At 37.6% G+C, this 14890-nt stretch carries 12 protein-coding genes; 7 read left to right on the top strand and 5 right to left on the bottom strand.

The window, feature by feature from the left end; translation table 11 throughout:
* Positions 1-312 precede the first annotated feature (312 nt).
* Positions 313-3144: a hypothetical protein gene (locus ABWU87_RS03890; RefSeq protein WP_353333464.1), complete on the top strand. Its 2832-nt coding sequence runs from the start codon at positions 313-315 to the stop codon at positions 3142-3144.
* 266 nt (positions 3145-3410) lie between these two features.
* Here the strand turns inward: ABWU87_RS03890 and ABWU87_RS03885 are convergent, their stop codons facing one another.
* Positions 3411-4490 carry a serine hydrolase gene (locus ABWU87_RS03885; protein ID WP_353333463.1) on the bottom strand — a complete coding sequence of 360 codons (1080 nt, stop codon included), beginning with the start codon at positions 4488-4490 and terminating at the stop codon, positions 3411-3413.
* Between the two features lie 262 nt (positions 4491-4752).
* Between ABWU87_RS03885 and ABWU87_RS03880 the strand changes: the two genes are divergently transcribed.
* A complete protein-coding gene (locus ABWU87_RS03880) occupies positions 4753-5691 on the top strand; it encodes a ribose-phosphate pyrophosphokinase (protein ID WP_353333461.1) in 939 nt (312 codons plus the stop codon).
* A 74-nt stretch (positions 5692-5765) separates the two neighbouring features.
* Here the strand turns inward: ABWU87_RS03880 and ABWU87_RS03875 are convergent, their stop codons facing one another.
* From ABWU87_RS03875 to kdsB, 3 genes are all read right to left on the bottom strand, one after another.
* Positions 5766-6941: a phosphatidylinositol-4-phosphate 5-kinase gene (locus ABWU87_RS03875; RefSeq protein ID WP_353333459.1), complete on the bottom strand. Its 1176-nt coding sequence runs from the start codon at positions 6939-6941 to the stop codon at positions 5766-5768.
* Positions 6942-7024: 83 nt separating this feature from the next.
* Entirely contained in the window at positions 7025-8311 is a 1287-nt protein-coding gene (locus tag ABWU87_RS03870; RefSeq protein ID WP_353333457.1) for a M16 family metallopeptidase, read from the bottom strand.
* Entirely contained in the window at positions 8301-9059 is a 759-nt protein-coding gene (gene kdsB / locus ABWU87_RS03865) for a 3-deoxy-manno-octulosonate cytidylyltransferase (RefSeq protein WP_353333455.1), read from the bottom strand. The genes ABWU87_RS03870 and kdsB overlap by 11 nt, the downstream gene beginning before the upstream one ends.
* Before the next feature lie 96 nt (positions 9060-9155).
* Here kdsB and ABWU87_RS03860 point away from each other — a divergent pair, with 96 nt between their 5' ends.
* On the top strand, positions 9156-9533 hold the full coding sequence (locus ABWU87_RS03860; protein ID WP_353333454.1) for a 2-amino-4-hydroxy-6-hydroxymethyldihydropteridine diphosphokinase: 378 nt from the start codon (positions 9156-9158) through the stop codon (positions 9531-9533).
* Positions 9534-9614: 81 nt separating this feature from the next.
* Here ABWU87_RS03860 and ABWU87_RS03855 read toward each other — a convergent pair whose 3' ends face one another.
* The gene (locus tag ABWU87_RS03855) at positions 9615-11963 is read right to left on the bottom strand and encodes a transglycosylase domain-containing protein (RefSeq protein ID WP_353333452.1); all 2349 of its coding nucleotides are present in this window, start codon (positions 11961-11963) and stop codon (positions 9615-9617) included.
* A 125-nt stretch (positions 11964-12088) separates the two neighbouring features.
* Between ABWU87_RS03855 and pyrB the strand changes: the two genes are divergently transcribed.
* Genes pyrB through ABWU87_RS03835 form a run of 4 tightly spaced genes read left to right on the top strand, consistent with a single transcriptional unit; the run spans position 12089 to position 14836 of the window.
* Positions 12089-13018 (top strand): aspartate carbamoyltransferase, encoded by a 930-nt coding sequence (pyrB, locus tag ABWU87_RS03850; protein ID WP_353333450.1) that lies wholly within the window; start codon positions 12089-12091, stop codon positions 13016-13018.
* A gap of 50 nt (positions 13019-13068) precedes the next feature.
* Positions 13069-13545 carry an aspartate carbamoyltransferase regulatory subunit gene (pyrI, locus tag ABWU87_RS03845; protein ID WP_353333449.1) on the top strand — a complete coding sequence of 159 codons (477 nt, stop codon included), beginning with the start codon at positions 13069-13071 and terminating at the stop codon, positions 13543-13545.
* Complete coding sequence (locus tag ABWU87_RS03840) at positions 13545-14111, top strand: flavin reductase family protein (RefSeq protein WP_353333447.1); 567 nt, start codon at positions 13545-13547, stop codon at positions 14109-14111. The genes pyrI and ABWU87_RS03840 overlap by 1 nt, the downstream gene beginning before the upstream one ends.
* Before the next feature lie 2 nt (positions 14112-14113).
* On the top strand, positions 14114-14836 hold the full coding sequence (locus ABWU87_RS03835; protein ID WP_353333445.1) for a porin family protein: 723 nt from the start codon (positions 14114-14116) through the stop codon (positions 14834-14836).
* Positions 14837-14890 lie beyond the last annotated feature (54 nt).

The raw sequence follows: 14890 nt of genomic DNA, 5'->3' as shown, positions 1-14890 counted from the left end.
ACAAAAACAAAGAACAAAACATTTCGTATTATATGATGTTTCTTCTTCTCATTCACAATATTTTGATGTTTTAAAATATAATCGGCATAATTATCTATTTTTGTACTTTATACAGATGCAGCCTAATTGGAACCTAATAATTTAAATAACATAAAAAAACTATGTAATCTCTATTCATATATATAAAACAAAAAACCTGATCTAATAATTGTTTTGGTTTGATGCAAATTAATTCAACGATTGAAACATTACTTGCATTTCTAATTATAACAACTAACTACATTACACAACAAATTTATGATGAATTCTAATATGAAGAAAAAACTTTTATTTCTTTTATTCTCAATGAATTGGTGGACATTTCTATGCTCGCAAAACCAACTTCCAGTCTTTAATAAGCAAAAAGTTATAATACAAAACGATTGGTTGACTGAGCCTGTAAAGGCTAAAGCCGGAATTTATCAAACGCCGGAAGGATATATTGTACTCTCTAATGGTTTGGTAAGCAGAACCTTTACACTACAACCAAATGTTGCTTCAATTGGACTGGATGAAATGAGACACAACACATCTTATTTGCGTTCTGTACGTCCGGAGGCTTCTCTTACAATTGACGGATATAATTTCTATGTCGGTGGTTTAGCTGGACAATCTGTGCATAATTACCTTTTAAAAGAATGGGTACCAACCCTTAAAGCTATCCCAGGCGTCTTTAGATTAACCAATTATCATGTAGAGGATACTAAGGAGCGTTTTACATGGCAAAAAAATCGCGAATGGATGCCTAAAGATTTGCCATGGCCTATACCAGGAAAAGAATTGATCTTCACGTACCATCTTGATGACAATGCTATAAACATTTTAGCCGAAAGAAAAAATCAGGATAATCAACGACCAATTATATTTTCTGACGATTTTAAAAAGCTATCTCCCAGTTGGAGAATGTTTGTATCCAAAGCTCATGAAAGAAACTCATTCATTAACGAAGGAAAATTGGGAGAGATTATGGCATTGGCAAATACAGCCGTATATGCAGAACAAGATTATAAAAATGGGACCAAAGTAATAACGGCTAAGATTGTCCCTGGAACAGATCATTCCTCCGCATGGGGACCCGGAATAGGGTTGATATTTGACAACAAAACAATAAAGATCAACATACGAAGCAACGAGCACAAAGTTGGTTTCTTTGATGGTAATAACGAGCAAAAAAGTGTAGCAATCTGGAACGCTGAGAGTATTTGGCTTCGATTGGAATTGAAAGCAGACAAGGTGGAAGCATCTGCTTCTGTTGATGGTGTCAATTGGCAGTTTGTTGGTATTTGTATATTGAATGATGGAGAAGTTCCACGAAAAGTTCGAATTGGTAAAATGGATCCCAAAGGAGGAAATTCAGATTTTGACAATAAAGGTTCAGAAGGAAGATGTAAGATAGAAGCGTTCTCAATGCTTGGAGAACTTCCCATGAAATCTGCCGCAGAAAACATTTCTCGTCTTGCTTATCTTAAGCAGATAGAAGTAAACGTACATTATGAGTTATATGATAATATGCCTGTATTTTGCAAATGGATTACGATTGATAACCAATCAGGACAAGAAATCACTATTAATAGTTTTAAAAGCGAAATACTAGCAGCTTCAGAGCCCGAAAGTGCTGTTGATAGAAAAGAAAGATGGCTATATCCTAATATTACTGTAGAAACAGACTACAATTTTGGAGGTATGAGTGAAGAATATATTTACTCATCAAGTGTAGAATGGAAAAAGGATTCGCTTTATACTACACAGGTCAATTATGATTTAACTACCCCTTGTCTTCTTGAAGTAACGCCTAAAATAGGTCCTGAACAAACGATCAAATCCGGCCAGACTTTCAGCAGTTTCCGCACATGGGAATTATTGAATGACAGTTGGGACCGAGAAAGAAAAACACTGGCTTATAGGCGTATGATGCGTTCTATTGCTCCATGGATTACAGAAAACCCTATATTGATGCACATCAGAAGTTCTGATAATGCCTCTGTAAAGAAAGCCATTGATCAATGCGCTGAAGTTGGCTTTGAAATGGCAATCATGACTTTCTGGAGTGGATTTGATGCAGAAAATAATTCTCCTGAAAATATAGCACGAATGAAAGAACTGGCTGACTATGCACGGTCAAAGAATATTGCACTGGGAGGTTATTCATTGCTTGCCAGTCGCCACATTGATAGTGCAAATGATGTCGTATTACCTGAAGGACAACATCCTCGTTTTGGGAATTCTCCTTGCCTTGAGAGTAATTGGGGACAAGAATATTTCGGTAAATTATATAATCTATTCGAAAAAACAGGGTTGAATGTTTTTGAGCATGACGGTTCTTATCCCGGCGATTTATGTTATTCAAACCTACATCCCGGACATAAAGGAGTTAAAGATTCACAATGGAATCAATTCAAGCGTATCACAGATTTTTATAAATGGTGTCGCAGTAAAGGCATTTATTTGAATGTTCCAGACCTCTATTTCTTGAATGGAAGTAACAAAACAGGTATGGGATACAGAGAAGCTAACTGGTCTTTGCCACGTGCACAACAAGAAATAATTGAAAGACAGAACATCTTCGATGGAACCTGGAGCAAAACACCTTCTATGGGGTGGATGTTTGTTCCGCTCGTGGAATATCAAGGTGGTGGTGAAGCGGCAACAATTGAGCCATTAAAAGACCATTTGCCACATTACGGACAGCGACTGGCCAATTTGTTCGGAGCAGGAGTGCAAGCCTGTTACCGTGGACCTCAACTATATGACTCTCCACAAACCAAAGAACTGGTAATGAAATGGGTGAATTTTTATAAAAAACATCGTGAGGTGCTGGATAGTGACATTATTCATGTTCGACGTCCCGACGGAAGAGATTATGATGCCATCCTTCATGTTAATCCTTTTGGTACAGAAAAAGGATTACTGATGGTATACAATCCTCTTAATGGGACCATTAAACAAAAATTAAAAATTAATCTGTATTATACCGGGTTGAAAGATCATGCACAAATATCAGAACAGGATGGAAAGATAAAAAAAATCAGAATAGATCACAATTATGATGCAGAATTTGAAATAGAGATACCGGCTAAAAGTCAGACATGGTTTGTGATTAAATGAAACTAATGGTTTGAATTCAGTTCAATGTCTCCCTGATTATGATATATTCATTTTGGGAAGTAAAATATTGATTTAATTAAAAATGTCGTTGTTGTTTTGATTTATGTTTTTCATAAAAATGAAGAGTTCTTCACTTTAAAGCTTGGGACGAATGCTTTTGTTTGTAATAAAACATAAGTCTGTTCAACAAAAAACAAATGTAAAAACCGGGGTTAAACTTTTATATATTTAACCTCGGTTTTAATTGAACTATCAATCTCTGCTTTTCATTTTCTGTGAAGCTCATATTGATATATCATCTCCCCTAACCTCTCAAGAAAAGGAAAACCGACATCTTTATAATGGTAGTTTGCGGGAGTGATGTCTCCATCGCATGTATTTATAACTGCAGAAAGCATAAACTCTACACCTGTAGACGGATTAACAAAGTAAGCCACATCAGATAATGTACCATGAGATTCTCCTACCATATTATGAATCCTCAAACCGGGAATGTTTGGCTTAGATGAATCTTTTCCGTAATAAAGATATTTTTTAAGATGGACCGGATATCGTTTTTTCTTCTTCTTAAAGACATAAAATTCACTTTCAGCCGGATGCATGGCTGTATATTTGTATAGCAGTCGATAATCACTCTCAGTTAAATTAAAGCGTTTCTGTTGTGGAACAGACTCCTTAAAGAAAACATAAAGCATCATATCATTGATGTTCTGAAGCGGTGCATTATTAAAGTAAGAATAATCCTTCCCTCCTTTGACTATTTCTCCTAGCGGATTAGATAATTGAATAGGATTTGTAGTGGAAGGCTGCTTGTAGATAAGCACACCTTTTTTATTGTAAAAACTTACAGAAGGAGTTGTCCTATTTTGCTCCACAGTACAATCATCAAATCGATGCAAAATACGAAGAGAATCATATCCCATCTCTGTCAAACGATTATTGATATATCCCTGTCCAAGAAAATCGTACATCCGGTTATAGGCATTGTTATCGCTAACAAGAATCATTTCCTTTATATAATTGACCAGACGAGATTTTTTATCAGGCGCCAGTCTATCAACTGAACCAGAATGTCTTTTACGGGAGGCAGATGAAAAACCTATTTTATTATATATTGAAACCCCAAATTTCTCATTCAGGTTGTTCACATTTTCCATTCCTAATAATATTAATGGCCATTTTACAAGACTGGCAGGATTGAAGAACTGCCTGTTGTCCAAACGATAATCATATTGTGTAAAGTTGGGATTGTTCTGACTATTGCGATCTATCTGTGTATAGATAATCTGAATCTCATATTTTTCAGGGTTATCCAGATAAGGCTTAAAGAATACATCTTTTGCCATCAAATCATATAAAAAAGAGGGATTACCTTTTAAGCGGGACTGCCCTATTGACTCTGCAGCGATAAAAAACAAAAACAAAAATAAAACGACGAGAAAATATCTGATTTTTAGCATGATAAAACTACATTTTGGGTGCAAATCTAAGCAATAATTTGGGAAAATATTTATTTCAAGATATATTTTATAGACGAACTCTTTTTATTTGAAACTAGAATTCATACCTTTGCAAACAAAATTTATATAAAGGTAATTCAATTATAAAATGAGCGAAAAAGCACCTTTTATGGTATTTTCTGGTACTAATTCCAGATACCTAGCAGAGAAAATCTGTGAAAACTTAGGCTGTCCCCTTGGTAACATGAACATCACCCACTTTGCCGACGGTGAATTTGCAGTATCTTATGAAGAATCTATCAGAGGTTCACATGTTTTTCTTGTCCAATCTACCTTCCCAAACTCAGACAACTTGATGGAACTATTGCTAATGGTTGATGCCGCAAAACGTGCGTCAGCAAAAAGCATTGTTGCGGTTATCCCTTATTTCGGATGGGCTCGTCAAGATAGAAAAGACAAACCACGTGTTTCAATCGGAGCAAAATTGGTTGCTGACTTATTATCAGTAGCAGGCATCGATCGTTTAATAACAATGGATCTACATGCAGATCAGATTCAAGGCTTCTTTGATGTACCAGTTGACCACTTGTACGCATCTGCTGTCTTTTTACCCTACATCCAGTCGTTAAATCTTGAGAATCTGACGATTGCTACTCCTGATGTCGGCGGTTCCAAAAGAGCCAGCACATATTCAAAGTATCTGGATGTTCCATTGGTTCTTTGCAATAAATCACGTGAAAAAGCCAATGAAGTTGCATCAATGCAGATTATTGGTGATGTAAAAGGTAAAAATGTAATTCTGATCGATGATATCGTGGATACAGCCGGAACTATCACTAAGGCTGCTGACATTATGTTGGAAGCTGGTGCTCTTTCAGTTCGCGCAATTGCCAGTCACTGTGTAATGTCTGGCCCGGCAACTGACCGCGTACAGAAATCTGGTTTAACAGAAATGATTTTCACTGATAGTATTCCATACTGTAAAGATGGTTGCAAAGTAAATCAGCTTTCAATTGCAAGCTTGTTTGCCACAACAATCAGACGCGTTGTTAACAACGAATCAATCAGTTCGCAATATATTATGTAATATAATCTATAAATAAAATGCCGGTGTGATATTGAAAATTACACCGGCATTTTTTTATATATATGTTTATACGATTACTCTTTCTCTACGTTATCAAGTACACCAAATTTATATGATCCTCTTCTAATTCGGTTGCCGTCCTTATCATATTCAACAAAAGGTCCGTCTTTTTTCCCTTGTCTGAAGAATCCCTCAAATCGGTTTCCATCTTTATCCTCTTGAACACCTGAACCCTCTTCCAATCCATTAACAAAACCACCTTTGTATTTGGTTCCGTTTTTCAGGATAAGTACTCCCTGTCCGTTATAAATATTGTTTCTCCAGTCACCCTCATAACGATCTCCATTAGCCCAGACATATGTTCCGCGACCATTTCTCTGATTGTTCATCCACTGACCGGTATATACAGCACCATTACTCCAGGTAAAAGTGCCTTGCCCATGCTGCATACCTTCTTTGAACTCACCTTCATATTTATCACCATTTGCGAGAGTAAATATACCTCTTCCAGTACGTTGTCCTTTTATATAATCACCTTCATATTTTTCTCCTGTATGAAAGAAATAAGTTCCTTTTCCTTCCTGAATATCATTCACCCAATCACCTGAATATTTATCTCCTGTGGGATAAAAATAGATACCTTTTCCCCATCGTGCATTATCTCTCCACTCACCTTCGTACTTTGACTTATCTTCCCAAACTAATACACCATTTCCATTTTTTTTATCAGCTTTCCAGCTCCCTTCATATACGGCACCATTTTTCCATTTATATGTGCCCTTACCTTCACGTTTATCATTCACCCAGTTTCCGGTATAGACATCTCCATTATAATAGTACATTGTACCATCTCCTTGTTGATAGTCTGTATACCACATTCCTTCATATCTGTTATTATTCATGAAATAGTAAGTACCTTTACCATGTTGTTGGTCCTGAAACCACTGTCCTTCATATTTTTCCCCATCTACAAAAGAGTAAACTCCATAGCCCTGTCTTTTGCCATCAACATATTCACCATCATATACATCTCCATTCTTAAAGGTGGTTTTGCCTTTTCCATTTGGCTTTCCTTTTTGCAGTTCACCAGTATAAGTTGATCCGTCTTTAAATGTATAATTACCAATCTTAATCTCATTTGAGGGGGCAAAAGCCTCTTTTATTTTTGAGAAAAAGCCTCCGATTCCCTGTGCTGGTGATGAAACGGAAACAGAAAAAAACAATAAAATTATATAGAAATATTTTCGCATAGTAGAACGTCATTTAAAAAAATCATACGACAAATGTAATAATTATCTTTTAAGAGCTGCAATTTATTATGTTTTGTTATAATTTACAGGGCTTTACCGGCAATAACTTCAATCATTTTTTCTTTATTAAAATATTTTTGAGCTAAAGCCATTAGTTCCTGCGTTGTAACACTTTGAACTGCTTTCATTGATTCAGCAAAATAGGAATCAGAGAGATGTGAGGTTTGAATAAATATCCAAGCATCTGATAAGGAGAAAGGGCCTTCATAACTTCTGCACATATCACCTAGCATATAATTTCTTACCATGTTTAATTCTGATTCAGGAACAAGTTGATTCTGAAGAATTTCCATTTCATGATACACTTCTTTTACAATATCTTCAACATATTCGTTAGCAGCTTCTGTAGAAACCAGAAAAACTCCTGCATCAGGATAAGAGGCTATTCCAGCCGAAATTCCATAGGTATATCCTTTATCCTCTCGAATGTTTGACATCAGTCTGCTACCAAAGTAGCCACCAAATATCGTCATCAGCACTCTCATTTTATAGTAATCAGGATGGGTTCTTTGAATCATCACCTTACCCATTTTTATAGAACTCTGCATAGCAGTGGAATGTTCTGTAAAAACGCGTCTATCAGGAGTCGTATTAATCGAATATGGTTTCAGAGAGATTTTTCTATCCGCAAATCCCCACGATTGGTTACCAAATGTATATTCCACAAGTTTTTGAATTTCATCAGTAACCTTACCGGCAATATAAATATTGCAATTACCTGAATGGTAATACTGATCATAAAACTCCTTCAAACAGGAGCTGGTTATGCAGTCATAATCTTCTGCCGAAGCAAAGCGCCCGCAGGGATGCTGGTTGCCAAAAATGGAAGATGCAAAGCTTTTTTGTGCCATATAATCCACTTTTGTACTGTTTACAAGAAATTGCTGTTTATTAGTATCAACAACTGTTTTAAGTTCTTTTTCAGGAAAAACCGGCTCCTTTAGCATTGATTCAACGATCTCTAATGTACTGGCAAAGTATTTATTTAGAGAATAAAGAGTAATATACGAATACTCCATCGAGGAAGAGAGTTCCAGCCACGAACCATAATAATCCAGTTTCTCAGCAATCTGGGCCGAAGTGAAGCGTTTAGTACCTTCTCTCAACATCCGATTGGCAAACAGTGCTTGCAGCAGTTGAGTTTGCTGCCATTTACCTGCACCGATAAGAATATCCAGTCTTACCACATCCTGAGTACCAGCCTCAATTACATGAAGAGGAATGCCATTCGGCATGACTTTTCTCCGTGGAACAGCAATGTCGATATTCTCCATTGCTTTTACCTCTGGTTGTGTTGTTCTATCCAACATATTGTTCCTTTAAAAATGATTCGGCTTTAATAAGATCTTCCGGTGTATCAATCCCGATAGTCTCCAGATCTGTTACACCAACTTTTATTGTGTACCCATTTTCCAGCCATCGAAGCTGTTCAAGAGATTCAGCTATTTCCAATGATGATTGAGGAAGTGCTGTAATCTCTTTCAATACTTCTGCCCTATAAGCATATAGACCAATATGTTTATAATATGTATGATTTTTTAGCCATTCACTTTTATCAGAATTCCTCATAAAAGGAATAACTGAACGGCTGAAATATAATGCGTTCCAGTTTTTGCTTACCACAACTTTTGGAGAGTTCACGTTTTCAAGCATTTCAAAAGAATCATTTGCATCAAACGGTTTAACTAAAGTGGCAATTTGAGTAGATGCATCTTTAAAGCACTCCTTTATCGATTCTAGCTGAGATGGCTGAATAAAAGGTTCATCTCCCTGAATGTTCACAACCACATCATATCCTTCACCAACTTTAGTATATGCCTCGAAACAACGGTCTGTTCCGCTTTTATGCATATTTGATGTCATTACAACTTTCCCACCAAAAGCTTTTACAGCTTCTTCAATACGTACATCGTCAGTAGCAACATACGCTTCGTCAAGACATCCCAGAACTTGCTCGTACACTCTCTGAATTACAGTTTTTCCCCCCAATACAGCTAACGGTTTCCCCGGGAAACGAGTTGAAGCATATCTTGCGGGTATTATTCCAATGTATTTCATTTTGATTGTTTAATGATTCTATTATAGATTTCAAAAGTACAAAAATATTTGGTAATCCCCGCTATTTGTCGTTATTTTGTTCCTAAATTGGAATCAATGAAACAACATTTCTGTCTTATTTCTATAGGTACAAATACAAACAGGGTAAAAAACATAAAACTTGCCCAAGAACTATTATCGTTTAATTTTCCTCAGATACATTTGGGAAAGGAGATGGATACCGAACCTATCGGAATTAACAATCCTGCACATTTCACCAATCAGCTTGCCATGATGCAAACAAAGCTTTCAATAGAAGAAATCAGACAGGTTTTAAAAAATATCGAAATTCAGGTAGGAAGAATTCCGGAAGATAAAGAAAAAGGAATCATAAAAATGGATATCGACTTACTTATGTACGATTCTGCCATACTAAAAGTCAGCGACCTGAAAAAGGAATTCATCATAGCCGGTTTGAAGGAGTTCGGATTATAAATTCAACTATATCCGGGCAAAAATAGAAGGGTTGTCTTAAAACCAAGACAACCCTTCTATTTTTATTTATATAAATATCTGCTATTCAGAGAATATACTATCAAGTCCGCCTGTATCATTTCCAACTAGAGTAGAGTCGTTACCACAGATGCTTTGATTTCCAAGATTAAAGGCTTCAGACTCTGAATACCCTAATGATTTATCGGCAAAAACCTTCTTCATAAAAATGCCCCATACTGGTAGCGCCATGGAAGCACCTTGCCCGTAAACCATCGTATCAAAGTGAATATCACGATCTTCGCCTCCTACCCAGCATCCGGATACAAGAGATGGGGTAAATCCGATAAACCAACCGTCAGAGTTTCGTTGCGTAGTACCAGTTTTACCTCCTACGTCAGCTCTGGTATATCTGCGAACACGTCCACCCGTTCCTTCGTTAATTACCGCCTTCAACATAACCAACATTTTTGCGGCACTCTGAGCACTAATCACCTCTTCCATCTGAGGATGGAATTTTGCAATAACATTCCCTTCGCTGTCTTCTATTCGGGTAACAAGCATCGGGTCACAACGAAGACCGTTATTCACAAATGCAGTATACGCGCTAACCATTTCTCCTACTGAGATATCGCAAGGTCCGAGGCACAGAGCGGGGCTGGCTACAATATTTCGATTTCTAACCCCAAATCGATGAATAAGACGTACCAACGAAGAAGCATTCAGCCTGCTCATCAAGTAAGCCGAAATCCAGTTATTTGAGTTGGCAAGTCCCCATTTCAAGGTAACCATCTCTCCATAACGGGCACGCGATGCATTTTTGGGGCTCCAAGGCACACCAGCTCCGGTAATTAGTGTTTGTTCAACATTTCTGGTAACATCACAAGGCGTAAACCCGTTTTCCATTGCAAGAGCATAAAGGAATGGTTTAATTGTAGAACCTACCTGGCGACGCCCGGTCAATGCCATGTCGTATTGGAAGAAAGCGTAATTCGGTCCTCCAACATATGCCTTCACAGCTCCTGTCATTGGGTCCATTGACATAAATCCGGTTCTCAGGAAATATTTATAATAGCGGATAGAATCAAGCGGAGTCATAACCGTATCCTTCACTCCTTTCCATGTGAACACCGACATCTGTTCCGGAGTTTTAAATGCCTTCAGAATCTCACTTTCAGAATATCCGGCTTGTTTCATGGTATTGTAACGTTCAGACTGTCTCATGGAGCGCATCATAATCTCTTTCACCTGTTCTTTTGTCAGCTGATTTGTATAAGGCGCAGTACTTCTCCCCTTTTTCTCTTTAAAGAAAAGAGGTTGAAGGAAATGTCCCAGATGTTCATCCACTGCCTCTTCAGCATATTGCTGCATACGCGAATCGATTGTGGTGTATATCTTCAAACCATCCGTATAGATGTTATAGTTTGTGCCATCTTTCTTTTTGTTCTTATTACACCATCCATAGAGCGGATTTTGTTCCCAAGAGAGTGAGTCTTCATAGAATTTCTGATACTGCCAAGAAGCATAATCACTTCTGTTTGGTTTCTTGGCTGTCATCATGATACGTAGGTATTCACGGAAATAGGTTGCCAACCCCTCTTTATGGTCCACCCTGTGAAAATTCAGCTTTAACGGAATATCCATTAGCGAATCTCTCTCCTCTTCCGAAATAAATCCAGCTTTCCTCATCTGGTCAAGCACCACATTGCGTCGCTGTTCGGTTTGTTCTCTGCGACGTACAGGATTATACATCGATGAATTCTGGCACATACCTACCAGGGTTGCAGCTTCTTCTATTGTCAGGTCGGCTGGTTCTTTGGCAAAATATGTATATGAAGCAGTTTTTATTCCAACCGCATTATTTCCGAAATCGTACTTATTGAAGTACATGGTCAGAATTTCATCTTTGGTATAGTATCGTTCCAGTTTAACAGCAATTACCCACTCTATAGGCTTTTGAAACAAACGTTCAAGTATGTTACCAGCCCCGGGGGAATAAAGTTGTTTGGAGAGTTGCTGAGTCAGAGTACTACCTCCCCCCGCATTTTTCTGAAAAAATAGTCCGCGTTTAATAACGGCACGAGCAAGTGCCCGGATATCTATACCCGAATGATCTTCAAACCTGACATCCTCGGTCGCAATCAGAGCTTTAACAAGATAAGGAGAGATATCCTTATACCCTACATATACCCTATTTTCCTTATTCAAAGACCAGGTACCTAATGTTTTCCCATCAGCGGATAGTACTTCTGAAGCAAACTTATATTTTGGATTTTCTAATTCTTCCACATCGGGCATGTAACCAATCCATCCCCACGCTATAAAACAAAAGAGAACCGCGCTTAATCCGATAAATGAAAAAAAAGCGACCCAAAGCCATTTAACCAGCTTTTTTACAGACACCGGAGTTCCTTTAACCTCAACTTGATTCATTATTTTATTTCTTAGTTTGCCGCAAAATTATAATAAATCTTTTAATTAAAAGAACTTTCTAATAACCATTTTTTTCCATACCTTTACGCTCCGTATTTTACATTCAATGATAAACAGATAAGAATATGGAAAATAGAAGTTTAGTGTCTATAGCCGAACATTCCAAAGAAAAAATCCTCTATCTTCTGGAAATGGCCAAACAGTTTGAAAACAATCCCAATCGAAAAATTCTGGACGGAAAAGTGGTAGCAACCCTTTTTTTTGAACCGTCAACCCGAACACGCTTAAGCTTTGAAACTGCTGTAAACCGATTAGGCGGAAGAATTATTGGCTTTTCAGACGCATCAACCACAAGTTCTTCAAAAGGAGAAACATTGAAGGACACTATTATGATGGTGAGCAATTATGCCGATCTGATTGTGATGAGACACTTTCTTGAAGGTGCAGCCAGATATGCCAGCGAAATATCTCCCGTACCTATTATTAACGCAGGCGATGGTGCCAACCAACACCCTTCGCAGACAATGCTCGATCTTTACTCTATTCAGAAAACTCAAGGCAGACTGGACAACCTGAATATATATCTGGTTGGTGATTTAAAATACGGACGTACCGTTCACTCCTTACTGATGGCCATGCGCCACTTTAATCCAACCTTCCATTTCATCGCTCCAGATGAACTGAAAATGCCTGAAGAGTATAAGCTTTACTGCGATGAGAACAATATTAAATATGTAGAGCATACTGATTTCACAGAAGAAATCATTGCCGATGCCGATATTTTATACATGACACGTGTTCAACGCGAACGATTCACAGATCTGATGGAGTATGAACGAGTGAAAAATGTCTATATTCTAAAGAACAAGATGCTTGAGAATACCCGTCCTAATCTTCGCATTCTACATCCGCTTCCAAGGGTAAACGAGATTGCATACGATGTTGACGATAACGAAAAAGCATACTACTTTCAGCAAGCCCGCAACGGACTCTTTGCACGTCAGGCTATTATTTGTGATGTACTGGGAATCACCCTGGATGAAATCAAGGAATAATCTTACATCGTAAACAACATATTTTCATAACCAATCAATCATTTAATTCAATGAGCGAAATAAGACAAGAACTACAGGTTGCCGCACTAAGAAACGGTACTGTAATAGACCATATACCATCCGAAAAACTGTTTACTGTTGTTTCCCTTCTCGGGCTTGAACATATGGACTGCAACATTACCATCGGTTTTAATCTGGAAAGCGAAAAGCTGGGTAAAAAAGGAATTATTAAAATTGCCGATAAATTCTTTGACGACGAAGAAATAAATCGTATCACAGTGGTAGCACCACATGTAAAGCTGAACATTATCCGTGAGTATGAGGTTATAGAGAAAAGAGAACTCGAATTGCCGGACGAATTACAAGGAATTGTTAAATGTGCAAACCCAAAATGCATTACCAATAATGAGCCCATGCCTACTCGTTTTCACGTAATCGATAAAGAAACGTGTGTTATCAAATGTCATTACTGCGAAAAAGAGTTCAAGAAAGAGGATATTGTTCTATCACAACGCAGAACGTTATAATGAAGCAGGACTGGAAACCAGGTACAATGATTTATCCGCTGCCTGCCGTATTGGTAAGCTGCGGCAGTGAGGAGAGCGAATATAACATCATTACCGTAGCCTGGGTAGGCACAATCTGTACCAACCCACCCATGTGTTATATATCAGTTCGTCCCGAACGACACTCTTATCCTATTCTGAAAAAGAATATGGAATTCGTAATTAATCTCACTACTAAAGATATGGCGTTTGCGACTGACTGGTGTGGCGTACGTTCAGGCAAGAACTACAATAAATTTGCCGAGATGAAGCTCACCCCCGGCAAAGCTTCGGTTGTTAATGCTCCGGTTATAGAAGAGTCTCCTCTTTGCATAGAATGTCGCGTAAAGGAAATTATCTCATTAGGGTCGCATGATATGTTTATCGCTGATGTGGTCAATGTGAAAGCAGACGAAAAATACATGAATCCTAACACCGGTAAATTTGAATTTGCCAAGAGTAATCCTTTGGTTTATGTACATGGCAATTACTTTGATCTGGGCGACAATTTAGGTAAATTTGGCTGGTCGGTAGAAAAGAAAAAATAAGCATGAAAAAGATAGCTCTACTTATAACTATATTTATTGGCTTGAATCTCTCTTGTTTTGCACAAGAGAATTCCGGAACCTCACAAGGAAAAAATATAAATTTCGGGATAAAAGGAGGTTTCAATACGGCTATGTATTTTATCGATGAGTTCAAAATTAAAGATATCACGATAGATGAAATACAGAATAATTATAAAGTCGGCTATTTTGGCGCCATGTTTGTCCGTTTCAATATAAAAAAACACTTTATTGAGCCCGAATTATCTTATCATGTAAGTAAGTCCGAAATTACATTTGACAAAAAAGGAAGTCAGCATCCCGATATTGAGCCCGATTATGCCAGTATCAATTCTACCATCCATACTATTGAACTGCCGGTTCTTTACGGATATAATTTCATTAAAGAGGGGCCATACGGCATGTCATTCTTTGCTGGCCCGAAACTAAAATATGTATGGAATAAAAAGAGCGAACTGGTTTTTTCTAATTTTGACCAACAAGGAATTAAGGAAAAGCCATATCCGTTCAATTTAAATGTTGTAGGAGGTGTAGGCGTAAATATCTCAAAAATATTTTTCGACTTCCGCTATGAGGTAGGGTTAGGAAATATTTCTAAGTCAGTAACCTACACTGAATCAAATCCGGATGGTACTGTAAGTGAGGCAAATATGATCTTTAAAAGGAGAAGCAACCTGCTTAGTTTCTCTTTCGGGTTCATGTTCTGATTCCATTTTTTCAGATCTTACCGACCTTTTCTGATTTTTTTTGGTTACTTTTGC

This window comes from Bacteroides sedimenti, assembly GCF_040365225.1.
Lineage (GTDB): Bacteria > Bacteroidota > Bacteroidia > Bacteroidales > Bacteroidaceae > Bacteroides > Bacteroides sedimenti.
This window is presented reverse-complemented; position numbering and strand designations above follow the sequence as displayed.

Bases quoted from the DNA above. Each gene is read 5' to 3' on its own strand.
- ABWU87_RS03890 (WP_353333464.1), top strand. From the start codon at position 313: ATGAAGAAAAAACTTTTATTTCTTTTATTCTCAATGAATTGGTGGACA.
- ABWU87_RS03885 (WP_353333463.1), bottom strand. From the start codon at position 4,490: ATGGCAAAAGATGTATTCTTTAAGCCTTATCTGGATAACCCTGAAAAA.
- ABWU87_RS03880 (WP_353333461.1), top strand. From the start codon at position 4,753: ATGAGCGAAAAAGCACCTTTTATGGTATTTTCTGGTACTAATTCCAGA.
- ABWU87_RS03875 (WP_353333459.1), bottom strand. From the start codon at position 6,941: ATGCGAAAATATTTCTATATAATTTTATTGTTTTTTTCTGTTTCCGTT.
- ABWU87_RS03870 (WP_353333457.1), bottom strand. From the start codon at position 8,311: ATGTTGGATAGAACAACACAACCAGAGGTAAAAGCAATGGAGAATATC.
- kdsB (WP_353333455.1), bottom strand. From the start codon at position 9,059: ATGAAATACATTGGAATAATACCCGCAAGATATGCTTCAACTCGTTTC.
- ABWU87_RS03860 (WP_353333454.1), top strand. From the start codon at position 9,156: ATGAAACAACATTTCTGTCTTATTTCTATAGGTACAAATACAAACAGG.
- ABWU87_RS03855 (WP_353333452.1), bottom strand. From the start codon at position 11,963: ATGAATCAAGTTGAGGTTAAAGGAACTCCGGTGTCTGTAAAAAAGCTG.
- pyrB (WP_353333450.1), top strand. From the start codon at position 12,089: ATGGAAAATAGAAGTTTAGTGTCTATAGCCGAACATTCCAAAGAAAAA.
- pyrI (WP_353333449.1), top strand. From the start codon at position 13,069: ATGAGCGAAATAAGACAAGAACTACAGGTTGCCGCACTAAGAAACGGT.
- ABWU87_RS03840 (WP_353333447.1), top strand. From the start codon at position 13,545: ATGAAGCAGGACTGGAAACCAGGTACAATGATTTATCCGCTGCCTGCC.
- ABWU87_RS03835 (WP_353333445.1), top strand. From the start codon at position 14,114: ATGAAAAAGATAGCTCTACTTATAACTATATTTATTGGCTTGAATCTC.